24 protein-coding genes and 3 pseudogenes are annotated in these 26,280 nt (G+C 58.9%); 13 read left to right on the top strand and 14 right to left on the bottom strand.

Annotated elements, in window-relative coordinates; all coding sequences use genetic code 11:
* Position 1: 1 nt before the first annotated feature.
* The 7 genes from F9K07_RS07630 to F9K07_RS07600 form a co-directional block, all read right to left on the bottom strand.
* Positions 2-796: an SDR family oxidoreductase gene (locus F9K07_RS07630; RefSeq protein WP_159590992.1), complete on the bottom strand. Its 795-nt coding sequence runs from the start codon at positions 794-796 to the stop codon at positions 2-4.
* Between the two features lie 102 nt (positions 797-898).
* Complete coding sequence (locus tag F9K07_RS07625; RefSeq protein WP_159590989.1) at positions 899-1,723, bottom strand: SDR family NAD(P)-dependent oxidoreductase; 825 nt, start codon at positions 1,721-1,723, stop codon at positions 899-901.
* Positions 1,724-1,734: 11 nt separating this feature from the next.
* Positions 1,735-2,223 (bottom strand): aromatic-ring-hydroxylating dioxygenase subunit beta, encoded by a 489-nt coding sequence (locus F9K07_RS07620; protein WP_159590986.1) that lies wholly within the window; start codon positions 2,221-2,223, stop codon positions 1,735-1,737.
* Positions 2,224-2,225: 2 nt separating this feature from the next.
* Complete coding sequence (locus tag F9K07_RS07615; protein ID WP_201451530.1) at positions 2,226-3,464, bottom strand: aromatic ring-hydroxylating oxygenase subunit alpha; 1,239 nt, start codon at positions 3,462-3,464, stop codon at positions 2,226-2,228.
* Between the two features lie 30 nt (positions 3,465-3,494).
* Positions 3,495-4,418, bottom strand: coding sequence for an NAD(P)-dependent oxidoreductase (locus F9K07_RS07610; RefSeq protein ID WP_159590980.1), 924 nt, complete (start codon positions 4,416-4,418; stop codon positions 3,495-3,497).
* A 1-nt stretch (position 4,419) separates the two neighbouring features.
* Positions 4,420-5,436 (bottom strand): Bug family tripartite tricarboxylate transporter substrate binding protein, encoded by a 1,017-nt coding sequence (locus F9K07_RS07605; protein WP_159590977.1) that lies wholly within the window; start codon positions 5,434-5,436, stop codon positions 4,420-4,422.
* 26 nt (positions 5,437-5,462) lie between these two features.
* Positions 5,463-6,842, bottom strand: coding sequence for an MmgE/PrpD family protein (locus F9K07_RS07600; protein ID WP_159590974.1), 1,380 nt, complete (start codon positions 6,840-6,842; stop codon positions 5,463-5,465).
* Positions 6,843-7,055: 213 nt separating this feature from the next.
* Between F9K07_RS07600 and F9K07_RS07595 the strand changes: the two genes are divergently transcribed.
* The 3 genes from F9K07_RS07595 to F9K07_RS07585 all read left to right on the top strand — a co-directional run bounded on the left by F9K07_RS07595 (position 7,056) and on the right by F9K07_RS07585 (position 10,498).
* A complete protein-coding gene (locus tag F9K07_RS07595) occupies positions 7,056-8,255 on the top strand; it encodes an acyl-CoA dehydrogenase family protein (RefSeq protein ID WP_159590971.1) in 1,200 nt (399 codons plus the stop codon).
* 6 nt (positions 8,256-8,261) lie between these two features.
* Entirely contained in the window at positions 8,262-9,392 is a 1,131-nt protein-coding gene (locus tag F9K07_RS07590; protein ID WP_159590968.1) for an acyl-CoA dehydrogenase family protein, read from the top strand.
* A 134-nt stretch (positions 9,393-9,526) separates the two neighbouring features.
* Positions 9,527-10,498, top strand: a complete 972-nt coding sequence (locus F9K07_RS07585; RefSeq protein ID WP_159590965.1) for a PDR/VanB family oxidoreductase — start codon at positions 9,527-9,529, stop codon at positions 10,496-10,498.
* A gap of 299 nt (positions 10,499-10,797) precedes the next feature.
* Here the strand turns inward: F9K07_RS07585 and F9K07_RS07580 are convergent, their stop codons facing one another.
* Positions 10,798-11,625, bottom strand: a complete 828-nt coding sequence (locus F9K07_RS07580; RefSeq protein WP_268894747.1) for a Bug family tripartite tricarboxylate transporter substrate binding protein — start codon at positions 11,623-11,625, stop codon at positions 10,798-10,800.
* 94 nt (positions 11,626-11,719) lie between these two features.
* On the opposite strand from F9K07_RS07580, the pseudogene F9K07_RS07575 reads away from it, so the two are divergent.
* Positions 11,720-11,977, top strand: a pseudogene (locus tag F9K07_RS07575) (IS21 family transposase); the annotation flags it as partial.
* A gap of 99 nt (positions 11,978-12,076) precedes the next feature.
* Here F9K07_RS07575 and F9K07_RS07570 read toward each other — a convergent pair.
* From F9K07_RS07570 to F9K07_RS07555, 3 genes and pseudogenes are all read right to left on the bottom strand, one after another.
* Positions 12,077-12,286 (bottom strand): hypothetical protein, encoded by a 210-nt coding sequence (locus F9K07_RS07570; RefSeq protein WP_159590959.1) that lies wholly within the window; start codon positions 12,284-12,286, stop codon positions 12,077-12,079.
* Positions 12,287-12,429: 143 nt separating this feature from the next.
* Positions 12,430-13,305 (bottom strand): annotated as a pseudogene (locus F9K07_RS07565) (Bug family tripartite tricarboxylate transporter substrate binding protein).
* A gap of 215 nt (positions 13,306-13,520) precedes the next feature.
* Positions 13,521-14,372 carry a TauD/TfdA dioxygenase family protein gene (locus F9K07_RS07555; RefSeq protein ID WP_159590950.1) on the bottom strand — a complete coding sequence of 284 codons (852 nt, stop codon included), beginning with the start codon at positions 14,370-14,372 and terminating at the stop codon, positions 13,521-13,523.
* A 472-nt stretch (positions 14,373-14,844) separates the two neighbouring features.
* On the opposite strand from F9K07_RS07555, the gene F9K07_RS07550 reads away from it, so the two are divergent.
* Positions 14,845-16,014: an MFS transporter gene (locus tag F9K07_RS07550; RefSeq protein ID WP_159590947.1), complete on the top strand. Its 1,170-nt coding sequence runs from the start codon at positions 14,845-14,847 to the stop codon at positions 16,012-16,014.
* A gap of 185 nt (positions 16,015-16,199) precedes the next feature.
* Here F9K07_RS07550 and F9K07_RS07545 read toward each other — a convergent pair whose 3' ends face one another.
* Entirely contained in the window at positions 16,200-16,721 is a 522-nt protein-coding gene (locus F9K07_RS07545) for a helix-turn-helix domain-containing protein (RefSeq protein ID WP_159590944.1), read from the bottom strand.
* 849 nt (positions 16,722-17,570) lie between these two features.
* Between F9K07_RS07545 and F9K07_RS07540 the strand changes: the two genes are divergently transcribed.
* Complete coding sequence (locus F9K07_RS07540) at positions 17,571-18,020, top strand: YybH family protein (RefSeq protein WP_159590941.1); 450 nt, start codon at positions 17,571-17,573, stop codon at positions 18,018-18,020.
* 1,373 nt (positions 18,021-19,393) lie between these two features.
* Here F9K07_RS07540 and F9K07_RS07535 read toward each other — a convergent pair.
* The gene (locus tag F9K07_RS07535) at positions 19,394-20,452 is read right to left on the bottom strand and encodes a P63C domain-containing protein (protein ID WP_159590938.1); all 1,059 of its coding nucleotides are present in this window, start codon (positions 20,450-20,452) and stop codon (positions 19,394-19,396) included.
* 146 nt (positions 20,453-20,598) lie between these two features.
* Here F9K07_RS07535 and F9K07_RS07530 point away from each other — a divergent pair, with 146 nt between their 5' ends.
* The 3 genes and pseudogenes from F9K07_RS07530 to F9K07_RS31775 all read left to right on the top strand — a co-directional run bounded on the left by F9K07_RS07530 (position 20,599) and on the right by F9K07_RS31775 (position 22,056).
* Entirely contained in the window at positions 20,599-21,006 is a 408-nt protein-coding gene (locus tag F9K07_RS07530; RefSeq protein ID WP_201451529.1) for a helix-turn-helix domain-containing protein, read from the top strand.
* Positions 20,940-21,446, top strand: a pseudogene (locus F9K07_RS31780) (UvrD-helicase domain-containing protein); the annotation flags it as partial. The gene F9K07_RS07530 and the pseudogene F9K07_RS31780, both read left to right, overlap by 67 nt.
* A 427-nt stretch (positions 21,447-21,873) precedes the next feature.
* Complete coding sequence (locus F9K07_RS31775) at positions 21,874-22,056, top strand: hypothetical protein (protein ID WP_236582087.1); 183 nt, start codon at positions 21,874-21,876, stop codon at positions 22,054-22,056.
* Between the two features lie 33 nt (positions 22,057-22,089).
* On the opposite strand, the gene F9K07_RS07520 is transcribed toward F9K07_RS31775, so the two are convergent.
* Positions 22,090-22,260 (bottom strand): hypothetical protein, encoded by a 171-nt coding sequence (locus F9K07_RS07520; protein ID WP_159590935.1) that lies wholly within the window; start codon positions 22,258-22,260, stop codon positions 22,090-22,092.
* 161 nt (positions 22,261-22,421) lie between these two features.
* Between F9K07_RS07520 and F9K07_RS07515 the strand changes: the two genes are divergently transcribed.
* Genes F9K07_RS07515 through F9K07_RS07500 form a run of 4 tightly spaced genes read left to right on the top strand, consistent with a single transcriptional unit; the run spans position 22,422 to position 26,273 of the window.
* A complete protein-coding gene (locus tag F9K07_RS07515) occupies positions 22,422-23,477 on the top strand; it encodes a Bug family tripartite tricarboxylate transporter substrate binding protein (protein ID WP_159590932.1) in 1,056 nt (351 codons plus the stop codon).
* 45 nt (positions 23,478-23,522) lie between these two features.
* The gene (locus F9K07_RS07510) at positions 23,523-24,866 is read left to right on the top strand and encodes a Rieske 2Fe-2S domain-containing protein (protein ID WP_159590929.1); all 1,344 of its coding nucleotides are present in this window, start codon (positions 23,523-23,525) and stop codon (positions 24,864-24,866) included.
* 5 nt (positions 24,867-24,871) lie between these two features.
* Entirely contained in the window at positions 24,872-25,324 is a 453-nt protein-coding gene (locus F9K07_RS07505; RefSeq protein WP_159590926.1) for a bacteriohemerythrin, read from the top strand.
* Entirely contained in the window at positions 25,314-26,273 is a 960-nt protein-coding gene (locus F9K07_RS07500) for a PDR/VanB family oxidoreductase (RefSeq protein WP_159590923.1), read from the top strand. Before F9K07_RS07505 ends, F9K07_RS07500 begins: the two co-directional genes overlap by 11 nt.
* Positions 26,274-26,280 lie beyond the last annotated feature (7 nt).

The following is a 26,280-nucleotide window of genomic DNA, read 5'->3' as shown; positions in this document are numbered from 1 at the left end:
TTCAAGGATAGACGCCTCGACTCCAGCCACCATCGACGGTGACGGTCAAGCCGTTCAGCATGTCTGCACGAGGGGAAGCCAGAAAGCAGACCACATTGGCTACGTCCTCCGGTGTGACGATGCGCCCAAGCGGGTATGTGGCAAGCCGCTCCGCACGCACTTCCTCAACCGATCGGCCCTCTGCCTTCGCGTCCGCCGCAGTGATGCGGTCCCAGCGCTCGGTGCGCACCGCCCCCGGCGAGACGGCCTTAACCCGGACCTGATCCGGTGCACCTACATCGGACAATCCCTTGGTGAAGTTGACCAACGCGGCATTCGCAGCGCCGCCCGCAAGATAGGTCGGGCTGACCTGGCGCGCCGCCGCGCCAATCACATTGATGATGCAGCCGCCACCTTGCCGCTTCATCAACGGAAGAACGGCCCTCGCCGTTCGCACATACCCAAACAACTTCAGATTCCAGTCCTCCGTCCACTGGGCGTCGGGTGTGCTCAGGAAGTCCCCGCCTCTGATCGCGCCTGCGTTGTTCACGAGGACGTCGATGCGACCAAGCAATCGCTCGGCACTCGCCATCATCTGTTCCACACCAGCCAAAGAAGAGAGATCTGCTTCGATGGCCTGCACCTCATGGCCCGTGCGGGCGGTGAGCAACGTTGCCGCTTCCCGGAGACGTGTGCCATCCCGCGCCACGATGGCGACGTGGCATCCTTCGGACGCCATCAATTCGGCGCACGCAAGGCCAACACCAGCGCTGCCGCCCGTGATCACCACGGTCTTTCCTGTCAGGCCAAGATCCATGTGCTCTCCAGAGAAGCTTGTGTGGGGGGAGATAAATGATTCATTCGTTTGATCTTTTAGACCGCCGTGTCAGCACCTCAGAAATTGCCAACAATGCGCCCCTCAATGTCCACCCGTCACATCAAGGACCACGCCAGTAATGAAGTCGGCGTCGTTCGAAGCAAGAAAAGCAATGGCATTGGCCTGATCTTCGGCCGTTGCCATACGACCCAGCGGCGTCTTCTCCATGGCCTGCGCGCGAACCTCTGGCGTTTGCGAATCGTAGTACCGCAAGATGCGCGGCGTCTGCGTGGCGCCCGGCGCAACGGCATTGCAATTTACGCCATACGCCGCCATCTCGCGGGACAGGCGCTTGGTGAAGACGCTGACGCCAGCCTTGGCCGTGCTGTAGGCCGCATTGCCGACGCTCGCGTCCTCACCACGACCGGCGATCGAGGAAAGATTCACGATCTTCCCCGCGCGTTGCGCCATCATGACGGGCATCACGTGCTTGCAGAAAAGGAAGGTTGGCGTGAGGTTGAAATTCAACAAAGCGTTCCAGTCTTCCAGCGCCATCCGGTCGGTTCCCCCTGCTGGCAAAGCCTTGAGGGTCGATCCGCCAACGCCGTTCACAAGAACATCAATGCGTCCGCCAGAAAACTCCACAGTCTGGCGCACGCATTGCATGACGGCAGCTTCGTCAAGGCAGTTCACCACCATGGGCGCATGCCGACCGGCTTTGCCAGGCAACTCAGCGATCAATGCGGCAAGAGAGGTCGCATCCGTGTCCACACCGATGATCCGACCCCCTTCGCTGGCCATACGGCGTGCCGTGGCAGCACCAATGCCTGCGGCAGCCGCCGTGATGATGATGATCTTGTCCTTAAAGCGTGGAGGGGCACTCCATCGCTGCTGTAGCGCGCTGGCTTGGTTTGCTTGTTCGTTCACAGCGTCAGAGATCAAAGTGGCAACGCCATCAGCGTGTCGATGCGCGCGCTGTCGCACACCACAATACGCTCGACGAAACGGATGCGCTCCGTTGTGACGCTCAGCACGTCGTGATAGCTCCCCGTGGCAAACACGGAGGTGACGCCATCCTGCATGGTCCGCATGACAAGGAAGCTCGTCTCTGCGTGAACGGTGTCGCCGTCCGTGTGCGTGATGAACGGGCGCCCAAGCAAGTGCCTGTAGCACTGGTCCTCGTAGATGTTCGCGTCGCGCAGGGACATGACGCGGTCTTGCAGCATCGCGCGCGAATTCGCATAGATCACGCCAATCGGGTAACCAGCCGCCACGTTTTCGCGGTTGGTCACCTTGTAGATGCACTTGGTTTCGAAGAAGTCTGGCCAACGCTCAAGCTCATCACGGTCAATCGCGCGGGCGTAGTCCTCCATTAATTCAGCCAGAGCTGCGCTGAGGGAAGTTCGGTCGGTAGTGGTGTCGTTCATCATCAGATTCCCAGATAGGAACGGTAAGCTTTCCAGAACCCGCGGATGGCTCCTTCCGTGGCGCGCGAATTCGAGCTGCTGGTGCTCATTCCACCCATCAAGACGACGGTCGACTCCTTGTCTGCAGCTGCACTTCCCCGTCGAACGAATCCCCCGATGGCGCCATCTTCCATGGACACAAATCCTGCCGGTCCAGCCAGGTTGGCCTGCTTCATCCGCATGTCCTGGAGGCGTTCGCTATCGTCTTCAAAACCAATCATGGTCCACTTGAGGTGTGTCTCATTCGGCCCCTTGGGCTGGATGTGCCGAACCGCGATGGTGTTGTGCACGGTCTGAAGCACGAAGCCAGGAAAGATGGTGACGGCCTGCGCGCGCGTGTCGTCATTGAACTCGTCCTCGACTTCGAGCAGGCTCTTGTCCTGCAACTTGAACTCCTGCTCCATGTTGCTGCGGAGCTTCTCCTGGTCGAATTCTTTGTCCGCGCCTCCCTGGTGCACCAGCGAGTAGCTGCAGTGGTGGGCACCTGAATCGGACACGATCAGCCCCCCGCCCTGCGACAGGCGCGACACTTTGAAGGTAGCAAAAAAGGTGTGAAGGATGCTGGAGTGGTAACTGTCCTTGATGTTCTCGAAGTACAGCTTCCAGTTGTGCTTCAACACCTGCGTGTAACCGCCATATATGCGAAGGGGCTTGTTGCGAAGAACGCGATTCAACCTCGCCAAAATGGGTTCGCCCAGGTATTCCTCGATCGGTGGTGTTTCGTCCGACAGCGTTCCGAACACCAGTCCGCCCAGCGTGGTCACCCGCAGTTTGCGCGGACCGTGGTTGCACACATTGAAGTCGGGCGGCATGCCGCCCTCGCCGTTCACGCCCCGGCTGAACGCCACGCTCAGAAGATTGCCCTTGATGTCGTGTCTCCACGCGTGGTACACGCAGACAAAGTCCTTTGCATTTCCGCGCTGTTTGAGCGCCAACAACGAACCGCGGTGCGAGCAGCGGTTCTCGAACGCATTGACACCCCCGTCCGGCCCACGCGTCACGACCACCGGCATGTCGCCAACGAAGGCGGTGCAATAGTCCCCGCTTTTGGGGATCTCCGCTTCAAGGCAAAGGTAGTTCCAGACGGGGCCAAGATAGATGGACTCCTGCTCTTTTCGGTAGATCTCATCGTCGGTATAGATCCAAAAAGGGACACGGGTAACGTCACCCGCCGGCCACACGTTTTGCTCACTGCTAATCATGTTTTCTCCTGTAGACATCGATGTCACGCCTTAAGCCTGACGGTCCATTCCGCTGAGCGCTTCGTACACTTTGATGATGGACGAACCGTCTTCCTTCCCGAGGTTCATACTTCGGGCGATCTGGTAAACCTGCTGGGTGATGCTCGGCAAGAAAACCGGCACGCCCAGGCGTTTGGCAAAGGCCGTTTGCAGCTCCTGGTCCTTGTATGAAATGTCATTGGAGCCACCCGGTGCGAAGTTGCGCGCAAGAATCCGCGGCGCGCGCAACTCGAAAATGGCGCTGTTTCCCGTGCTGACCTTCACGGCTTCAATCACGGTTTTCAGGTCCATTCCCGCCTTGCTTGCCATGGCCAGTGCTTCGGCCACCGCCACCGTGTTCACTTGCGCAAGCATGTTGTTCAACAGCTTGATCTCGATGCCTTTGGTCAGAGCACCCATGTAGAACACATGCGTGCCCATGGCCGCAAAACAGTCGGCGAACGCTTGGCCATCTTGCTCGCTACCGCCGACGAAAAACGTCAACGTCCCGTTGATAGCCCCTTCGGTGCTGCCGCTGACAGGCGCGTCCCTGAGGGTGATGCCGGAGGCTGCGCTCTCCTCGGCCATCTTGCGAAGCGCATCGGGATCGATGGTGCTCATGACAAGCACCTGGTGGCCTTCCGACGCCCCGGCTTTGATGCCCCTCTCCCCAAACATCACTTCCCGGACTTGCGCCGCGGTCTCGACGATGCAAACCATGCGGTCGCATCTTTTGGCAAGCTCCATTGAACTGGTGGCCGCTTCTGCTCCGGCAGTGCAAAGCTGATCGACTCGAGCGGCGTCCCGGTCGTAGACGATGACGGGAATGTCCGCCTTCAGAAGGCACAGTGCCATGGGTTTTCCCATCGCGCCCAAACCGATAAAGCCGACGGGCCGTGCCGCTTTTTTGACGCGGAGATCTTCGGTGTCTACCATGTCATTCCGCCTTCGCTCCAGTCGCCTTGACGATGCGTCCCCAGCTCTCATAGTCCTTCTGCAAGTGCTGTGAGAATTGAACAGGCGACAGAGGGAAGGGATCAAACCCCTGGACTTCGAGCGCTTTTCGCACGGTTGGATCCTCCCGAAGGATCTGTTGAACCGTCGCGTTCAACTTGTCGATGATGGGTTTGGGTGTGCCTGCGGGCGCCGCCAACCCCATCCACAACTGCCCCGACGCTTCTTCGAAGCCAGGAAGGCCAGATTCCGCCATGGTGGGAATTTCGGGTGCGTGTGGACTCCTTTTGGCGCCAGAGACCGCGAGGGCCTTGATCTTGCCGCTATGGACGTAGGGCAAAGTGGTGGCCAGCACGTCGATCATGCAGGAGATCGTTCCACCGATGAGGTCTGTGACTGCTTGTGCCGCACCTCGATACGCAATGTGCTGGATAGGCGCTCCAGATACGTGCTTGACCGTCTCCATGGCCAGGTGAGCCGTGGTGCCAACGCCGCCTGAACCGAAGCGGATTTCCCCCGGATTCGCCTTTGCATAGCGGATCAACTCGGCCATGTTGTTGGCGGGTACCTTGGGATGGCACACCACTGCATTCACATACGAAGCCACGGGCGAAATGAATTCGAAGTCCTTGCGAGGGTCGTAGGGTAACTTCCCGTACAGAAAGGGGTTGATGGACATCGACCCTGCGGTCACCAGTCCGATGGTATAGCCGTCTGGCGGCGCCTTGGCCAGCAAGCCTGTTCCGAGCGTTCCCCCTGCGCCGCCGCGGTTGTCCACGACCAAGGTCGTGTTCAGCGCCTTCGCCAGAGGCTGGGCAATCGCTCTCGCGAGGGCATCCGCTGGGCCGCCGGCGGTGTAAGGCACAACAAATCGGATCAATTGCGTGGGATAGGCCTCTTGAGCGCTAACCACACATGATGCAGCCAGCGAAACTGCGGTCACAAATTGACCGAACTTCAACCCGCTGATGCCAAAATCTGGCCTTTTTTTGCTATTCATCTGCTTGTCTCCTTTTTGAACAGGCCTTACGCCGTTTCGCCGAAAGTAGCGACCTGCATCAGTTCTGAAATGGACTCGAGTTGGTCCAGCCGATCCACCAGATCGATCGTCCGCTGAATCTGGCTCGGGGACAAAATTTCCTCTGTCATCGTCTTGTGGCGCTGCGACAACTCCTCGCGGCTAAGGGGGTTATGACCACTGCCCTTCAGCTGCTTGGCATCCACAGCTGCGGTGTATTCCTGACCTGACTTCATCACCACCGTGACAGGCTGCGTATAGGGCATCGAACGCCCGCCGGTCATTGCCTTGTTCTCGATCACCTCGATCTTCTGACGCGCCTTCTGGTACTTGGGATCGACTGCACCCTTGTCGCTGAACGGATAGAGGTAGGGAAGCGGGAGATCACGGTCGACCAACATCGAACCCAGCGCTTGGTGCAAGCTGAACTTGGCTTCTGAACCGTCTTTCGGATCTTCAAAACGAAGCAGGTCTGCAATGAAGGGCGGTATTTCGGCCCGCACGCGTTCCACATCGTCGAAGTGAATGTCATGTTGCCGCATGAGCTGCATCAATGCATCCATTGAGCGGTGGTTCATGAAACAAGCGCCGTACTTCTTGATGAAAATGTCGGTGACGCAGTAGGGCTTGCCCAGCTTCTCGGCCACCCCATTCAAATCGAAGCCTCGCCCGAATGAACTGTAGACCTCGAAGAAGCCTTGCTTGCCTTCGATCATGTTCGGGTTGGCTGTGACGCCACGCTTGGCCAGACTGGCCGAGGTCACGCCGTTTCGGCAGCCGAACGCACTCTCAAGAAGGTGCGTCATGTAACCGGTGTGCTGCTGCTGACCAGACGCCTGGCTGATGGCGATACCGAAGGCATTCTGCATCTGATCCGCGTTGAGACCCATCAATCGGCCCGCTGCTGCGGTGGACCCAAAGGCGCCGTAGTTGCCGATGCTCCCCAGGCCACGATCAAACAGGCCAGGGCCGGCCATCCCCAGTCTCACTTGAACTTCAAGGGCGAGAATGACAGCCTCGATCACCTCTTTGCCCGAACGGCCAAACTTTTCGGCCACAGCGAGTGCAACCGGGATGACGGTGAACGGATTGCTACCGGTGTATTGACCGATTGACTCTAGTTCGCGCGCATGCGCCGTCAGGCCGTTCAGCAAAGCGGCATGGCCAAGCGAGGTCTTGAATCCCTGCCCAAACACGCTGCACTCCTCAGCACCGCCACTCTCCTTGACGTAGTCCGTGGTGAACTGCGTCACGGGCTCTTTTGCCGCACTCACGCAAGCCCCAATAACGTCCAGGATGAGTGTCTTCGTTGCATCTATCTCTCTGCTGGAGAAATCCAGGTCAGATTTTCGTACGACGAATTCAGAAATTTCTCGCGTGAGGCCCATGGCTTGTCTACCTTCTCTTTGATGCGCGGACCTGGTCCGCAGGAGTTGACGATCCCGTTGATGCGTCAAGGAGGTGAAGGGTAAATGCGACATGCCACTCTTGTCAATAGCAAAGTTTATTGCGTATAGACAATTATTGAACGGGTGACGCCGGGCGACAAATGCTCTATACTTTTTTGTCCAGCACAACTCTTTTGTGTATAGGCAACATATATGACGATTGATTCAGGCACCGAGAGCGCTGTCGCACTGCAGCACTTCCGCGAGGAGGTTCGATCCTTCATCGCGGCGGCACTACCGGACGAGCTGCGCATTCGCGTTGAACGCGGTTACGACCTCCTCTCTCGTGAGGATCACAGCTTCTGGCAGAAGCAATTACACGCGCGCGGCTGGGCCGCTCCTGGTTGGCCGGTCGAGCACGGAGGTGCGGGCTGGAGCGCCATGCAACGGCAGATCTTCGACGATGAATGTGCACGCGCCTCGTGTCCCCGTACCCAACCACAAGGCATCAAGATGGTCGGTCCGATCATTTATACCTATGGAACAGAAGCGCAGAAAGAACGGTTTCTTGGGCCCATCCTTCGCGCGGACGAATGGTGGTGCCAAGGCTACTCCGAGCCAGGAGCGGGGTCTGACCTCGCAGCCCTGTCGACAAGCGCGGTCCGCGAAGGTGATCAGTACCGGGTCAACGGCCAGAAAATCTGGACCACGCTGGCCCATTGGGCGGACTGGATGTTTTGTCTGGTGCGCACGGACAGCAGCGGCCGCCGGCAAGAAGGCATCACCTTCCTGCTGATCGACATGAAGACGCCAGGCATCCGAATTCAGCCGATCAGGACCCTGGACCTGGCGCACCATACGAACGAAGTGTTCTTCGACGATGTGCTTGTGCCGGTGGAGAACCGCATTGGGGAGGAGGGACGCGGCTGGACGTATGCGAAAGCGTTGCTCGCGCACGAACGAACCGGCATTGCCGAACTGGGGCGCGCCCGCGAGAGGCTGGATCGGCTGAAGCGTCTTACCCGAGACCACACGTTGCACGGAGGCCGGCTGCTTCGCGACGGCGCCTTCCGCACCCAGGTGGCACAGCTTGAAGTCGACATTCTGGCCGCTGAGGCCACCACCTTGCGTCTGCTGGAAGGGTCCGCCGAACCAGCGCTGTCTTCGGTGCTCAAGCTGCGAGGCTCCGAGCTCACTCAACGGCTTTCTCGCTTGAACTTCGAAGCATTGGGTCCCCACGCGCTTCGACTGGACCTCGATCAGGCCGAGCGCGCCCCTCGAGAAGATGATCCGCTGCCGTCCTACGCCACAGGTCGCTCGGTCGAGTATCTGCGTTGGCGCGCCCTCACGGTAGCGGGCGGCACCAGCGAGATCCAGCGCAACATCATCGCCAAGCTGGCGTTCGGGGAATAAGGGACCATGCAGTTCAGACTAAACGAACTCCAGCAACAACTGGAAAACAGCGTCCAGCGCTTCGCGCAGGACCATCAAGGCATCGAGAGTTGGCGTAGCGCGGCGCGCGAGCAGGGCGCATTCCGGGAAGAAACATGGGCCCGGATGGCGGAAATGGGCTGGTTGGGGGCGGCGCTTCCAGAACAGTTCGGTGGGATGGAACTCGGTGCGCGCGAAACGGCCATCATCATGGAAGGGGTCGGTAGCGCACTGCTCCTGGAACCCTATTGGAGTACCGCGGTATTCGGTGCGCGGATCCTGATGGCGGCGGCGACGCTCCAGCAGCAGCAACAATGGCTGCCCGACATAGCTGACGGTAGCTTGCGCCTCGCCGTCGCTCTTACGGAGCCAGGGGCGGGCCATGACTGGACACATCCAGGCTGCGAAGCTCGCCAGGACGGCGAAGGCTGGCGAATCAGCGGGAAAAAAATTGCCGTGCTGGATGGGGCAGTCGCGCAGCGACTTCTGGTGCTGGCTCGCACCGAAGACGCCGACCACGCTATTTTTTGCATAAACGCCCATGCTGAGGGTGTCGAGCGCCACGACGCCATCTCCCTCGATGAGCGTCACTGTAGCGACTATGTTTTCTCCAACGTCCGTGCAGCGGACGGAGAGCGGCTCAATGCAGACGTTTTGGTCTTTCCCGCCATTCAGCAGGCGATGGATCATGCGATGGTCGCACTTGCAGCCGAGTCAGTTGGAGCGATGTCCGCCGTGCTGCGTAGCACGGTGGAATATCTCAAGACGCGCAAGCAGTTCGGCAAGCCTCTCTCCGAGTTTCAGGCGCTGCGCCACCGTGTGGCGGACATGCTGATGGCCACCGAACAGACGCGGTCGTTGGTGTTGATGGCAGCAAATACGCTCGACGCCGGATCGCCCCACGCCTCAAGGCTGGCCGAGGCGGCCAAGATCCAGGCGGGCCAGGCAGGTCGCTTCGTCGGGGAAAACGCCGTGCAGCTGCATGGTGGCATCGGCGTCACCGATGAACTGCTGGTTGGGCACTACTTCAAGCGACTTCTCTGCATCGACCTGCTGTTGGGAGATTCAGCCTGGCACTTGCAGCGGTTCTCCGCCACCGATCCACAACTGTCTGAATAACAATGGTGGGTTGAAAGCAAACCCCGCGGCAATGACATTGCGCCCTTTCACCAAAATCACTTTGAAGAGGCGGGTGGTCGCGAGGTTGGAGACGCGCGTCAGCGACACCCCTTCTTTTTGATTCCAGGGATCCCATGAATACGTTTCAAAACGAAATCAACGTGCGAGTTGCCTCGATAGCGCTCGTGGCAGTCGACATATGCATGTTTGAACTGGTGGCGGAAGACGGGGCCTCGCTGCCGCCATTCTCGGCAGGATCGCACGTCGACGTCACGGTCGACGGCACCACGCGGCAGTACTCGCTCTGCAACGACCCTTCCGAAAACCACCGCTATCAGATTGCCGTTCTAAAGGACTCTGCAGGTCGCGGAGGATCGGTCAAGATGCACGAACGCGTGAAGGCGGGTGACACGATACGCATCAGTGCGCCACGGAATCACTTCCACCTGGCCAGCGGCGCTCAGCAACATCTCCTCCTCGCGGGTGGCATTGGAGTGACCCCCATTCTTTGCATGGCAGAGCGGCTGGCCAGCATCGACAGTGAATTTGAGATGCACTACTGCGCTCGCTCGCCCGAGCGCGCTGCTTTTGTGCCGCGCGTTCAACAATCGGGGTTCGCCGACAAAGTGCGGTTCCATTTCGACAACGGCCCTGAGGAAGACAAGTTGGACATCCCGGCACTGCTGAAGACGCCCAAGGCCGGCACGCACGTCTACGTGTGCGGTCCCAAAGGTTTCATGAATGCAGTCCTCGACACTGCGCGAGAGAACGGCTGGCCAGAGGACCAGTTGCACTACGAATTCTTCGCTTCGGATGCGGCCGCCCCTCGCGAAGACGATGGGAGCTTCCAGGTCAAACTGGCTAGCTCTGGGCGGGTCATCCCGGTTCGAGCCGAACAGACCGTCACGGAAGCCTTGGCAGAGGCTGGCGTCGATGTGGGTACTTCCTGCATGCAAGGAATCTGCGGGACCTGTATCACGCGGGTTCTCGAAGGCACACCCGATCATCGAGACATGTACTTCAGTCCCGAAGAGCAAGCCGCAAACGACCAGTTCACGCCCTGCTGCTCTCGCTCCTTGACGCCTCTGCTGGTTCTGGATCTTTGAGACGCGAGCGGAGATACCACGCGCACGCGCAGCTCTTTCAATAGCGAGCGGGAAACTCCTTGTCGAAGTCGCTACAGCGTCGATTTACTTTTTGTCTATGCACAATGTTTTGTGTTATTGACAATCTCCAGTTTGCTCATTATGATGATCCCGTTCACAGTTCGTCAAGAAACTTCAACCTTCCTTGATGACTGCTCACTCGCTGACCCACACATCTCCAACTTGAAACAAACATGTGAACCTCCCCGGGGCGGTTCAGCTTGTACTTCCGCTCAAGGCTCCTTTGCAACCCGCCAGCCTTACTCGTTCTTGAGGTTGAGTTGTTTCGCCAGTTTGCCCAGAACTTCAGTCTCAGACTGAATCTTCTGACGGAACTGCTCGGGCGTGCTGCCGATGATCTCGTAGCTGCGGCTCGTCAATGTCTGATGCACATCCGCCGTTTGAAGGATTGCCGTCAGCTCCTTGGACAGGAACGCAATGTGATCCCGTGGTGTGCCAATCGGAACCGACATTCCTAACCACGCGGCATGGAAAAACCCGGGGACGGTCTCGGCGATGGTCGGCATATCGGGAAGCGCCGCCACGCGTTTGGCAGATGTGATACCAAGGCCCTTAACCCTGCCCGTTTTCAGCTGCGCCACGGCACCTGATAGCGTGATGAAAGCCATATCCACTTCACCACCCAACAAAGCTGCGATCAAGGGCCCCTCACCTTTATAGGGCACGTGAAGCACTTCCGCACCGGTCTTTTGTGTGAGCAAGCCCATTGCGACGTGGCCCGAAGACCCGATGCCACCACTACCCAGGGTGATCTTCCCTGGCTGCGACTTGATGAGCGCGATGAGCTCTGCCATGTTTGTGACAGGGAGCGAAGACTTGACAAGCAATGCCGTGTAGTACTCCGCAAGAAGCGTGACGGGCTCTAGATCTTTGGCAATGCTGAATGTGGGCTGCGCCTCAGCAAGATTGGCAACGATGTTCTGATTGGAGATCATCGTGACGGTATAGCCATCTGCTGGTGCCCGAACTCCTGCGCCCACCCCGACGTTCCCGGTCACACTTGCGCGGTTTTCGACCACCACGGGGTGTCCAATCCTTTCGCTGAGGGGTTGGGTGTTGTCTTCCACTGAAAACTGACCCAGTTAGAGCATCAATTTCCATTGAAAGCTGACCCACGTAAGAACCCTATCCTGCTGCTTTTAGCAGCAGGAGATTTCAGGAGTGATAGACGTGGCGACACTGAGTGTCATAAGACGCTGGGCACTGCGCGAGCAGATGTCCATTCGCGAGATCTCCAGGCGTACAGGCCTGGCTCGCAACACCGTTAAGAAGTACCTGCGGGCGGGCGATGAAGAGCCCCGCTACGCCAGGCGTGCGAGCTCCAGCAAGCTCGATCCATACGCCGACAAACTTTCAACCTGGCTATCGATCGAGGCAACAAAGTCGCGCAAACAGCGGCGCACTTTGCTGCAGCTCCACACACCCAAGTCCGAAAAGGAGAAAACGAAGCACTTATCCACAACGTGAGCTGCTTTGCTCACACAAGCGGGTGGGTCAGCATTCGATGGAAATCTCGGGTCAGAGATCAGTGGAACTCAACAGTTGGGCAAGTTTGCGCCCGACGAAGTCGAACTGGCCTCCAGGCGCGTAGGGAACGATGATCGTCAAGCGCTTAGATGGGTAAGACTGGGCAGCCGCTCCCGTCACCAGTGCTGCGGTCACCGCGACAGCGTTGGCGAGCGTTCGCAATGTGTTTCGAACCATTGCACGTTTATCAGTTGCGTTCATCTCCTGCGCTCCTTGTAGTTTGTAAACCTGGAATCGACTGACCTGGTCACAACACCAGGCTTTCCAATCGCGAGCCCGCTAAATCGCAGGGCACAAATGCAACTCCACCGCACGCTGTCCGCAAGCGCAGAGCGCCCGGTCCTTTAGTCGGCCTTCGCTCCGGTCATTTTCACAATACGACCCCAGCTATCGCGGTCCACCTTCAGAAATCCGGAAAACTGCGAAGCCGACATAGGCAGCGGATCTAAGCCGAGTGCGTCCAATCTCTGACGCAGCGCCGCGTCGTCACGCAATATCTCTTGCACCACCGCATTCAGCTTGTCCAAAATGGGTTGAGGCGTACCAGCCGGCGCCATGATGCCCATCCAGTACTTCCCTGAAAACTCTTCAAATCCAGGAAGACCAGACTCCGCCACGGTCGGCACCTTCGGCAGTAGCGGGCCCCGCTTCGCGCCTGTGACCGCAAGCGATTTCAGACTACCGTTTTGTACGCGCGGCAAAGAAGTTCCCAGCGCGTCGATCATGCAAGAGACATTGCCGCCCAAAAGATCTGTCATCGCCGGAGCACCGCTCTTGTAGGGCACATGGAGGATGGGCGCATTTGAAAGATGTTTGATCGCCTCCATGGCCAGGTGCGCTGTCGTCCCAACGCCCCCAGAGCCGAGCGTCACCTTGTTGGGATTCGCCTTGGCAAAGGCCAGGAGTTGAGCCAAGTTGTCGGCTTGCACGCTTGGATGACACACCAACACGTTCGCCTACGACACCAGTGGCGATATGGGCGCGAAGTCTTTCTCCTCATTGTAAGGAAGCTTTGAATACAGGAAAGGATTGATGGAGAAGGTGCCAGCCGTGCTCAACCCCAATGTGTAGCCGTCGGGTGCGGATCGTGCGAGCGTGCCGGTACCGATCGCCGACCCCGCGCCGGGCACATTCTGAACAATCACGGGCACATGCAGCCGCGCTGACAAGCTCGTCGCCACAGCTCGCGAGAGTGCATCCCCAGGGCCGCCCGCCGTCATCGGGGAGATGAACTGAATGTGCTTTGTTGGATAGTTCTCCTGCGCGTGCAGAGAGCCAGCAGCGATCCACGGTGCCATCAAAGCTGCAAGTAAGAGCTTTGCGATAGTAGATAGGGTTGCCATGGGATGTCTCCTCTTTGGGCTGGCTTATCGAGCACTGCTATCGGAAGATCTAGCGGACGAGCCGTTGTGCACCACAGCGACCTGATCCGTCGTCAGGCACCAGCCTGAGCGGAAACTTTGTTGACTGCCGCTGCGTAGCTTGCAGCAACCGATGATTCATCAATGGAGACGGCCCGCAGCGCTCTCTTCAGATTCGGATCAAAGGGAGTTCGCGCATGCTGCAACCCAATGTTGTCCCAGAACAGGCAATCGTTGAGCTCCCATCGATGGCGATAGATGTACTTGGGCTGCTCCATGTGTTCCCAAAGCTGTTTGAGAAGTGGTCGGAACTCGCTTCTTTCCATTCCTTCGACTTCTTTCGTCACGGCGCGACTTGCCGCGATGAAGCGCCGGCCCGTCTCTGGGTGTGTGCCGATAAGTGGCCGTACAAATTCGACCACCTCAGTCCCGTCAGCGCGCTCGTAGGTCGCTGCAAATCGAGCCCGCAAGCCCTCCACGCGCCGTTTGATGCCCTCATCAAGATCGTCATACGCGGTCTCAACATCTGCATACAGCGTTTCCCCGCCGAGCTCGGTTGGAGGCGGTAGCAGCAACGCGTTCAGCGACCGGGCTTTGAGGATGTGCTCTGTGAAGCTCAGGTCGGAATGGAAGGACAGCTCCCCCGATCCGAACATACCGTCGTCATGAGCGTTTGAGACGAGCGAGGAGCGCTTGTCCGGATCAGTGTAGTTGCCCGAGTTTCGGTACGTGAGACTGCCGGCAACTGTTGACAGACGAACCTGATCGTCCTCACTCAGTTCGTAGCCGCGGATCAGAAGGAGCCGGTGGTCGCGCAACGCGTTGCGGAGTTTTTCTGATGTGTCTGCGTCCATGGGAACCGTCGGGTCGAAACCAGACACGCGCACACCAAAGAGAGGGAAAAGAGGTTCGAAAGAGAGCTTCATAAGTGACTGATTTCTTGAAGGAATGCGATGCGCTTTTCTCGTGGGATCAATCGTAGTCCAGCGGTCCGTTTTTTGTCAAGACCAAATATTGTTGTCTATACGCAATAATATCTTCTTTCGGGTCTGGCGTTCGTCTAGGCCACCGCCCCACGCTTTGTCGGTCGGTTTCTACTGCGCAAGCCAGAAAATCTCGTTGATGTCCTCGGCCGGTCTGTATAATTTTTTTGTACAAGAGCAATAAACTTTTATAAAGACAATTTGTTTTGCGCGTTCGGAACTGCAATTGAAAGCCTCCACATGCCTCCTCCACACAGCACGGCTGACAGGCATTCGCCACCGCTTGGCGTTGCCGCACCGCGACGTATCGCGCTCCGACACCAGAACATCACGGTCGTAAAACGCATCGTGTCGTGCAACCGCATGTGGTCGTCATGAACTTTTCGCCACTGCGCTTGGATGCCAGTACCTGACGATGAAGTGGACCCCTGAGCTTGTCCGCCTCCTTGCAGGCTTCATGTGCCTGCACGCAGCCATGTCGGCGCTGCGCATGGCCGCGCCGCTGCTGGCGTTGCGCATGGGATACGGCACTGCGGAGATCGGCGGAATGTTGGCGTTGTTCGCGTTGGCCCAGATCTTCATGGCGTTGCCGGCGGCGCGTTTCATCGACCGTCGCGGACTGCGGTTGACGCTTTTGTGTTGCGCGGTCGGCGCTTGCGCGAGCATCGGCCTTTCTGCGGCACGGCCCTCGTTTTCCGCGCTGTGCGTGAGTGCGTTCGTGAGCGGCGGCGCTGTCGGCGTCTCGCTCATGGCGATCCAGGGACATGTGCTCAGGGTTGCAAGCGATGTCATGGAGCGCAAGCATTCCATTGCGTGGCTCGCCATTGCGCCCGCGATTTCTCAGTTCCTCGGTCCGATGATCACTGGAGTAATTATTGATGGACACGGTTTCCGGGTCGCCTTGCTGGTTCTGGCGATTGCTCCGATTGGCATGGGCCTGTGTGCGCTGGCGGTCCGTACGGACCTGTCGCCGCGTCGGCCAGACCAGGAGGCTCGAAGGTCTACGTGGTCGTTGTGGCGCATCTCCGGATTTCGGCGTGTCCTGCTGCTGAACTGGCTGATGACCGCCTCTTGGGATCTCTGTATCTTTATGGTTCCCGTAATGGGTTATGAGAGAGGTCTGAGCGCCTCTTCCACTGCGATGGTGCTGGGGCTTTTTTCCTGCGCAGCCTTGGTTAGCCGCCTGTTGGTGCCGTACATCTCGAGGTACGTGCAGGAATGGGTATTTATTTCCGGCGCGCTGATGACTGCGGGCGCACTGCTCGCCATTTACCCGCTGACCTCTGGCGTCTTTGGAATGGGGCTGTGTTCCTTCGGCATCGGCCTGCTCCTGGGAGGCGTCCAGCCGTCTGTGATGATCTTGCTGCATGAGGTCACGCCCATACACAGGCAGACGGATGCGATGGGCATGAGGTTGCTGATGGTCAACGCCTCGGCAGTGGCCGTACCAGTTGTGTACGGTGCTGTCGTGGGATTCGTGACCATCGGTGGTGCGGTGCTGGTGACGGGCGCGCTTGTGACGCTCGGAGGATGTGTCGCGCTTTCGAGTACGCGTGCTGTTGGCTCGTCAACACCGAACAAGTGAGAAGGCGCGAAATTGGAAGACATTGGTCCATCCCAGTCCTCGTTCAACCTGCACCTCAGTACGCGCCAACGAAGCTCATTTCTTTTTTTTTTGGTTCCTCCCTCGGTTCTTGGCGGATCCGGGAGTGACGATCAAAAAGCGGCAAGGACTGAGTCCATGACAAGCGATCCTTCAACCCGAACTCTTCAAAGCGAGAAAAGATCGATCTGCCCTTGAGAGTGGCTTTGCCGCGGTTTAACAACAGCCACCCTGCCCTGTTTCTTCGGCTCGTCAACAGGCAACTGTGGCTGAAGCGAAATGGCTTCAGTCGGCTGGGCGACGCCAGCGCCGAATTCGGCCGCAGGCGCCGGAGAACCCACATCAAATGACCCGCGGCGCATCGGCGCTGAGATGTCGCGACCGGCCTTGGGCTGGCGCACGCGCTTTGGCAGCAGCTCGGCCGCCCGACCCTGATCAACGTCGTCCTCGCCCAGGCTCAAAAGCCCGATGCAGGCATCCAGGATCTCCAATACCTTGAACCCGCTCAACAGCGCGTGGATGGCAACTCCGGGTTCGCCGCGCTCCAGGCGCCGCACGGTGCTAAGGGACATACCGGTCTGGTCGGCCATGGCACGTTGAGACATGCGACGGCGTCGTCGCGCTTCCGAGAGCTTGATGCCCAGGCGTTGCACATCGCGCTGGATGGAATGGATTGCAGAAGGGGTCATAGCGGCGGGCCTGTTGTTGGAAGACCCTTCCTATTCCACCCTCACGACCAATCAAAGCGGTACTCGACGTCAAGCTTTTTCTGATCAGATTTGATCACTTGAGCCGTGTCGTGACTTTGCTGAGCGCGACTTGAAGCACTGGAGGTCGCCGGCGGAGCCAGCGCCCTCCCCGTTAAGCAGCCATGCAAGTCCGAGCTGAATCCCTACTTGAGGCCCCGCGAACGCTGCCAACATGCGTGAGCGGCCAGATCCGAACCGTTATGTCGCACAAGTGTTCAGAGCCGAACCATCTTCGAAATCTCAATCAAGAATTCACGAGTCTTCAGGTCGTTGTTGACGTGCCCTCTGTGCCGCAGAGCGGATGACTGCAGCGAGGAAAACAGATGCCCAAAAATCTTGCGGTAGCCAGCCCAAAGTTGCACGTGCTTTCTCAATGTTGCGCTTACCGCCGCACAAGAGTTCGGATCAGAGTGCTTAACGAATAAGCACTCTGATTCGAACACCTGCCTGCCGTGCCTGCGCTCATGCAAGTCACAGTGGTGCTGAAAGGCGAGCGTGCCTGCGGGCCACAGTGGACGCTCTCGCCAATAGCCCCCAGATCCGAACACTATGCGGCGCTTCGTACGTGCGGGGTACCAACCCGGCACAGGTTGACGACCTCATCCTGAGATTCGCCACGGTAGTGAACAATGAGCCGACACCCGGACGGTGAGCTTGGATCAGCACATTCTCGGCCACATGCGTCTGCCGCAAAGTGCACACCCCCTTACGCGTCTTGCAGATTCTGAGGGGACTCTGCTGCGGCTTGGTGCGAGCATCGAAACATCAATTTTCAGGAAGGTGCCCTCCATGCCGAAGTCCGATCAATCCAACGACCGCGATGCGGTGCTTGCAAGCTTTGCCGCGTATGTCAACGCGATTAGAAGCAAGGATGCTACGGCGGCCATCCACTGCTTTGACGGTGAGGCGGTCACGTTCGATTTCGCACCGCCGCTCGAGAACCGCTTCGATGCTTTGAAGGACCCCAAGGGCCTGGAGGAATGGTTCAAGACGTGGACAGGGCCCATCCAAACCGATGTGGGCGATACCACGGTGACCGTGTCTGGAGATTTGGCTGTTCTGCATGGACTTCAACGGCTGCACGGCAGCAACACCGATGGTGACGTCGACATGTGGTATCGGGCCACGGTCGTCATGGCGCGCAAAAACACGGGTTGGCGAATCACCCACATCCACAACTCCGTTCCGATGGCGATGGATGGGAGCGGCAAGGCGTTGACCGATCTGAAGCCAGAGTAGTTCGGACGTCTACTGCCCTCCTTCCAGTGCCGCGCAGAATTTGCTCGGCAGATGAATCAACGCCGGCTTGCCGGGCCGGGCTGACCAAACTTCGATTGCGAAGACGCTGACGACACTTTCACGAGTCTTCGAGTGCCGCTGACACCTCCTCACAGGCTCGACTGAATGCCCGAGATCCGGAAAAAGGCGGTTCCCCCTGCGGTTCCCCCTGCGGTTCCCCCTGCGGTTCCCCCTGCGGTTCCCCCTGCGGTTCCCCCTGCGGTTCCCCCTGCGATTCCCCCTGCGGTTCCCCCTGCGGTTCCCCCTGCGGTTCCCCCTGCGGTTCCCCCTGCGGTTCCCCCTGCGGTTCCCCCTGCGGTTCCCCCTGCGGTTCCCCCTGCGGTTCCCCCTGCGGTTCCCCCTGCGGTTCCCCCTGCGGTTCCCCCTGCGGTTCCCCCTGCGGTTCCCCCTGCGGTTCCCCCTGCGGTTCCCCCTGCGGTTCCCCCTGCGGTTCCCCCTGCGGTTCCCCCTGCGGTTCCCCCTGCGGTTCCCCCTGCGGTTCCCCCTGCGGTTCCCCCTGCGGTTCCCCCTGCGGTTCCTCGCGGAACCGCAGGGCTGATTGGCACACATCTAGCCCTTGCAGAAAGCCAACTTGAGAGCCCGCCCACAAACCGCAGTGGCCCGGCGTGGCGACGCGTCAACCTCTTCGGCGAAGGAGCATTAACCACTACGAGTATCCAGTCTCACAGCAGGGACACTTTCATACCGCAGAAATGTTGCATCTCCACGCAACTGGTATTCGTGTGCGCGCGCGCCCTTTTGAGAGGTAGCCCGAAAAGCGCGAGTTCACGCTCATTTTTTCGTTTTTCGCAATTTTTGGAGTTCCGATATCTCCAGAACCCGGTGAGACAGGTTCGCTCAAGCCTGCCTCCACCGCCAGCAAGTCTGGAGCCTCAGTTTCACTGAGGCTTTTTTTCGTCCGCAAAGCCCCGTTCCATGCGGGCTCCCGGCCGGTCGCGATCTCTCTGCTGAGATTCTCAGGCGAATTTTCTCTGGCTTTTGGCGGTTTCCTCTCTCAGTGTCTCTAATAGGCTCAGACTTCGCCGGTACGCGCAGCTTTTCGACCTCAAGAAAAAAGTATGGCGGTGCACGAAGAACTCGGCAGGCGCGATATCGGGTAGTGGTTCACTTTAAATGCACAGAAGTAACCAAGCTCTAGCCCCGAACTGCACCGCGTGCTAGCCTTCCCATATACCCAAGAAAGACTTTTCACAGATCGCGTTTGACGTGGTGCGCAAGGCGACGGGCGAAGTGCCGAAGCAGCAGCCGAAGCCCCAAAAAGAAACCGCGCCCAAGGTGAACAAGGGCGCGGCCAAGAAAGCTAAGAAGGCGGCTTAATCTTCAAGCAGATCCAACTGCCCGCCCTTCGGGGTGCCGAATTTCTTGCTGTAAAGGCGTTTGAACTGGCCGACGTTATCGGAAACGTCGATGATGGTTTCAACAGCAAGGACCTGCCGCTTTAGCTTCTCGATGCCATAGCCCTGAGACAAGTGCTGGTGAAACCGGTCGCGGCGCGTGCCTTTCGCGTTCATTTTCGGATTGATGCGATCCAGTTCTTCCAGTACCGCACCGTTCTCAAGCGGCTCATACACGTAGGTTCTGGTGAAATTTGCGAAGTGCTGCGGCCTGTTCTGAATCACCGCGCCCTTTGCCGTCGTCGTCATCTTCTTGCTGTTGTAGATGCGATTCAGCCCGTCATAGAACGAGTCTGGGAACTGCTTGTCCCATTCGCGCTTTTCTGCCGCGATGTACTGCTGGACGAGCATTCGCAGTGCGCTCGGGTCCCGGATTTGCTGGTAGCCAGTGGCCTCGTCAATGAGCGCGACAAGGCCGATCTTTGCAAAGGAGTCGTACAGGACCCTCGCTTGCATGGCGACGATTGACTGGCGCTCGGTAGTCAGCAGATCCTTGTCCTTCGCCTGCATCATCAGTTTGCAGAACTTGGTGAGTGAATCCGCTTTGAATCCGACGATCACGCGGCCCTTGTAAAGACGGCGCACTGGCGTAAAGAGGTCCTGCAATTCCTCCTGTGAAATCAACGAGTTAAAGAACTTTCTCGTCAAAAAACGGCGGAATCGGGTCCCTGGCCTTTGCACCCCAGGCTGATCGTCGGGATCATCCTCCACGACTTTCAAAATCTCCTGCATCTTCCTGCTGGCGATAAGTCTTTCGCCACTCCCCGTGACGAAACAGGGAACGGTGAAATCGCCCAGCTTCAGCGTGCCTTCGTGAGCGATGTTGTCTTGCCCGGGTCCATCGGCATCAAGGACCTTTGCTTTGCGCGCCATGGCCCCTTTGCGGGCAATCTCACTTCGCTGCTCTTTGGTGAGCTTTGCCGCTCTGGCGTGACCACCTTTAGCCTTGCCAGTTGGTTCTTCGGATTCGTTAGTCATGCAAGCACCTTTGGTTTATCAGGTAGTTTATGAACTTGCATTTTGACCCAGCATCAGGTCAAAATGCAAGATAAATTTTTTCTAAAAATGCTTGCATTTGTTATGTTACAAAGTTCAATTCAAACTGAACTATAAGAAAGCAGCCCATGAACAAGCTCTCCACCCAAGACCGCGTAGCCATCCTGAACATCCTCTCCGAAGGCATGGGCATCAATGCTGCGGCGCGAGTCACGGGCAAGAGCAAGAACACGGTGCTGAAGCTACTGGCGGATGTTGGCCAAGCCTGTGCGGCCTACCAAGACCGCGTGATGGTCAATCTGTCTTGCAAGCGCGTGGAGTGCGATGAAATCTGGTCCTTCGTCGGTGCGAAGGAAAAGAACGTGAAGGACGAACACCCGGAAGGCTTCGGCGATTGCTACACGTTCACCGCCATTGACCCAGATACCAAACTCATGCCCTGCTGGTTGGTGGGCGTTCGTAGCCGCGAATGTTCGAAACCACCTCCCCTGGCCTGCGCCAAGGCGACGGCTTCGAGCGACTGGAGCGCGAGTTAACCGCTCACGGTGTTGTGCTCGATCCCAACCCAGACCGTGAGATTCCCGAAGGTGTGCAAAAACCCATGGAAGCAATCGAGTTGATAGGGTTGATCCGCACCTTCATGAGCCACAGCAAGAGCAACGGCTTGAGCGTTCCCGCCCTGCAGCAGCGGTTGGACGCGATGCCCCAGGACACCTTCAAGCACCGCCACCAGATGTTCCTGGACATCACCGCCCCAATCTTGGCCGCCTGGGACCAAGCACTGGCTGCCGAGGGTGGGATCGACTTTGAGGACATGCTCAACCTGGCCGCCGGACACCTGGAGAGCGGCCGGGTGGAGTCGCCATACGATCTGGTGATGGCCGATGAGTTCCAGGACGCCTCTCGCGCCAGGGCTCGCTTGTGCCGCGCTTTGGTTCAGCCTCCTGGCCGGTTCTTCTTCGCTGTGGGCGACGACTGGCAATCGATCAACCGGTTCGCTGGCGCGGACGTGGCGGTGATGACGGGCTTCCGGGAATGGTTTGGCCACGGCCAGGTGCTCAAGCTGGAACAAACCTTCCGCTGCCCGCAGGCGTTGTGCGACGTGTCCAGTGCATTTGTGTCGAAAAACCCCGCTCAAATAGTCAAGCGCGTGCATTCGGTCACCCCGGCCCAAGGCCCTGTGCTCCAGGCGTTCCAGGTGGACAGCAAGGACCAACTGGCCGATGCGATCGACAGGTTCGTGATGAACCTCGCCGATGGGGTTCGCGAGGGCACCATCCCACCCGGACGCAACGGCAAGGTGTCCCTGTACGTGCTCGGCCGCTACAACACTGATCGGCAATACGTGCCAGCGAATTCAAGGCGCTTCACGCCCTGCCCACTCAACGCCTGGAGCAGCGGCCATGACCGAGCGCAAACCTCCACCGGAAGGCAAAAAGCCGCACCCTGCCATCCCCGAAGGCCTGGGTCGCGAGGCGACGCTGCTGCTGAAGTACTTCTGGGCCCTGTCCCCGAAGAACCAGAGCCTTGGCGTCAAGCTGCTCCAAGCCCTGCTGAAGACACAGGGCACCGTGCCACCCGCTTGAGACTGCCGGAATTCGTTTCTCCTACCCCGACCCTCACAGCGCCGAGACCACCACGCGGTCCGGCTCTCTGAGGTTCAGGGATGCCAGTTTGTCCTGAGGCACCAGCATCACGCACTGGCTCTCCCAGCCCATGGCGCTGGGCGTGCCGCCCACGCGCTCGGCCAGGTAGTAGCGCGTGTAGGTCTGCGTACGCGGGACATCCACCAAGCGGCGAACGAGGCGAACATCGTAGGCCTCAATCAGCGCCGTGGCCTGAGTGAGTCGCGACCTTATCTAGGGTAATCCCTAGAGTGCCCGCTCGATGCAAGTCAAATACAATCCGAATAGTTGCTATAGCAACCGATGGACAAGACAATGCCCTACTGATGAACGAAAAAGCGTCCAATGGTTGCTATAGCAACCGAAAAGGACCATCAACCGTCACGATGAAAGAAAGCCAGATCATGATGAAAATCAACCGGCGCAAAGCCATGATTGCGGCTGCGGCAGCAGCGGTGAGTCAACCCAGTTTAGCGCAGGCACTATCGTGGCCGGCGCGGCCGGTCACCTTCGTAGTGCCCTACCCTGCAGGGGGGCAGATGGACGTTGTGGCCCGGCTCCTCGCGCGCAATGTCGAGCAGATCATCAAGCAGCCTGTCCTCGTTGACAACAGGGCAGGCGCGAACACGCTCATCGCCACGAACTACGTGGCACGGTCACCGGCGGACGGCTACACGTTCCTCATAAATTCTTCCGTGCTGGTCAGCAACCCAGTCGTGATGAGCACCGCGAAATACAACGCGTTCACCGATTTCATCCCGGTGGCCCGCAAGTACGATTGGTCGGTTGCATGGGTGGTACCGCCGAAATCGGCACAGAGCCTGGAGCTATTCATTGCACAGGCGAGGGCATCGTCAAAGCCGCTCACCTTTGGCTCACCCGGGCATGGCTCGGCCTCCCACTTCTATGCGGAGATGTTCGCCAAGGCGGCTGGCATCAAGATCACTCACGTTCCCTACAAAGGCGAGGCACCCATCGTTGCGGACCTGCTGGAAGCCCGCCTTGACGCAGCCATGGTCACAGTGGGTCTTGCCCAGGAACTTAGCAAAGATGGACGCGTCCGTGCGCTCGCCGCGTCGGGCACTCGCCGACCCAAGTCCATGCCCAACTTGCCTACGTTCGGCGAGCTTGGCGTGCCGGGCCTCACGGCCGAGAGCTACGTCGGACTGTTTGCTCCGGCCCAGACACCAAAAGCCATCGTCAACCGGCTGAACGCTGCGGTGAATGCCGTCAGCGCATCTGCGGATTTCCAGAAACAGATGTTCGCGAACGCGCTTGAGATCGCACCGCCACTCACACCCGAACAGTTCGCCGCCGTCGTGCGAAAGTCGAGCGACGAGTGGATGAACATCAAGTCGCAGACCGGTATCCAGATCGACTGACCCGGAGTCAACTCAATCACCTCATCAAACCACTGAAGTACACCCATGACGACCTCTCCCGCCCTTGAGCGCCTACGGAACGACAACCACGACCTCACCCACACCGGCCCCGGTACGGTGATGGGCGATCTCATGCGCAGCTACTGGATTCCGGCGATGAAGAGTTCAGAGCTGGAAAGTGGCGGCTCCCCCGTCCGACTCCTTTTGCTGGGTGAAAAGCTTGTGGCTTTCCGAAGCCCGTCGGGCGAAGTCGGTGTCATGGACCACCGTTGCCCTCATCGGACCGCGTCGCTGTTCTTCGCGCGCAATGAAGAGGGCGGCCTTCGCTGCATCTATCACGGGTGGAAGTTCAACGTCGAAGGTGCGTGCATCGACGCACCAAACATTCCCGAACAGGAGCATGTCAAGGAGAAGGTTCACACCGTGGCCTACCAGGTCCACGAAGCCAATGGCTTGGTCTGGGTGTACATGGGGAGCGCGGAGGTCGCGCCGCCGACGCCGAAATTCGAGATCATGAACATTGATGAGGGCGAGCTCAGCATCGAATTTGCCCAGCGCGACTGCAACTGGCTGCAGGCCCTGGAAGGCGATATCGACACATCGCATCTGGCCTTTCTTCACGTGGGCAACGTCAATGAGGAAGACCTTCACGAAAACGATCCGATGCGCCATGTGGTGCGAGACCGCACAGTTCACCTGGAGGTCGACGACGCGCCATGGGGGACAACGTACTGCTCCGTGCGTACAGCGGACGACGGGAAAACCCATCTGCGGTATGCAAACTTCCTGTTCCCGTGCTGGACGCAGGCGCCCCAAGGGCCGTTCGAGTCCAACATCTTCCTGCGTGCTTGGGTCCCCATGGACGACACGCACATGATGCTCATCACCGTGGCGTGGAAGAAGCGCGTCGGCCTGATCCCGATGAAGAACGGCTCGCCGCTTCCAGGCGTTGCGCCACACGAACTGCTGCCCAACACGAGCGACTGGCTGGGACGCTTCCGAGCGGTTCAGAACAAGGAGAACGACTACATGATCGATCGCGAGGCGCAGCGAACGAATGAGATTTGGTGCGGTATGAAGGACATCGTTACACAGGATGTGGCCGTGACCGAATCGATGGGTGACATTGCCGACCGTACGCGAGAGCACCTGGTGCACAGCGACCTGATGATCGTGCGGACCCGGCGTCGGCTGCTGCGCGCTGCGCGGGATCTCGCAGCGACTGGCACCAAGCCGCCGGGCGTTCAGGATCCATTCGTCTACAGCGACGCCAGAAGCGGCGAAATGGTGGTGCCGGACTACAAGCACTGGACCGATACGTACCAACAGAAACTGAAGGAAGCCATCCGCGTCAGCGCGGCGAAAGTTGCTCAGAGCGAGCTGGGGTAAGCGACATGGAAACTAGTCTTCTGTCGGAAACCGTCTGGTCAGAGCTGTTGCTGACGGGGCATGCCGCGATCGATGCCACGCATCGCGCGTTTGCGCTGGTCATCCATGAACTACAGCAAGCGAACCCCGCCAGTGCGGCGGCGTCGATTGCGGCAGCCCGCGCGCATTGCGAGGACCATTTCGCGGAGGAGGAAGAACCGATGCGGCGTCACGGCCACTCGGGGGCCGATTGCCATGCCGTCGAACATGCTGCGGTACTCCAATCCGTGAGGGAGGTATGTGCAATGGATGTCCAGGACGTCGCTACCGTCCATCGGCTCGGAATTGCATTGGCGGAGTGGCTCGAGGCGCACACGATTTACCTCGATTCGGCGCTGTCGCAATGGATCGTTAGAAGGCGGTACGGCGGGGCGCCCGTGGCAATCCGAAAGCCAGCGGCGCTTCAAAATGCGTGCTGAGCTGCCGCTGATCGAAGCGCGGGTTGTGGCGATCCGTCAAGAGGCCGAGGGGGTACTCTCGTTCGAGTTGGAACGCAGCGATGCAGGGCCACTACCGCCGTTCGCGCCTGGCGCCCACATAGACCTGGTGCTGCCCACTGCCACACGGTCGTATTCGCTGTGCAATGAATCCGACGGCAAACGGTATGTCGTGGCGGTGGCTACCAGTTCGACGAGCAGGGGCGGCTCGCGATTCATTCATGAGCAGTTGCGTGTCGGCGCCCGGATCGACATCAGCGCACCTCGGAACAACTTCAATCTAGATGGATCGGCAGCGCATTCGGTCTTTATCGCCGGTGGCATCGGCATTACGCCAATCCTCTCCATGATCCGCAAGCTCGCCGCAGCCGGCAGATCCTGGGAACTGCACTTCCGGTGCAAAGGGCGTTCGACAGCGCCGTTTCTGGGAACCCTAGAACAGCTGGCGGCGCAATCTAAAGGCTTGATCAACCTGTCGCTAAGCGAGCGGGACGATACCCGGATGTCCATGGAGGCACTGGTTCGCGCGGGGCGGCCCGGCAGCCATTTCTATTGCTGCGGCCCCCACGCCATGCTGGCGGACTTCGAAGCTGCGACGCAGGACGCGCCACCGACCTCTGTACACACCGAATACTTCAGCGCCGCTGAGCGTTCCGCAACCGACGGTGGCTTCATGGTGACGCTCGCAAGGTCCGGGAAATCTTTCGAGGTGCGCGCCGGGCAGACGATCCTGGAGACCCTGACAAGTCAGGGCGTTGAAGTTCCAAGCAGTTGCAGGGAAGGCGTCTGCGGCGTGTGCGAGACGCGGGTTGTGGACGGCATCCCGGACCACCGTGATCACGTTCTCTCACGGGCAGAGCACGCGGCCAACTCATCGATGATGATCTGCTGCTCTGGATCGCTCACCGACGAGCTGGTCCTCGATCTCTGAAGGAAGA

Source organism: Hydrogenophaga sp. BPS33, assembly GCF_009859475.1.
Lineage (GTDB): Bacteria > Pseudomonadota > Gammaproteobacteria > Burkholderiales > Burkholderiaceae_C > Hydrogenophaga.
The sequence above is the reverse complement of the archived record's forward strand: the minus strand, read 5'-3'. Positions and strand labels throughout refer to the sequence as shown.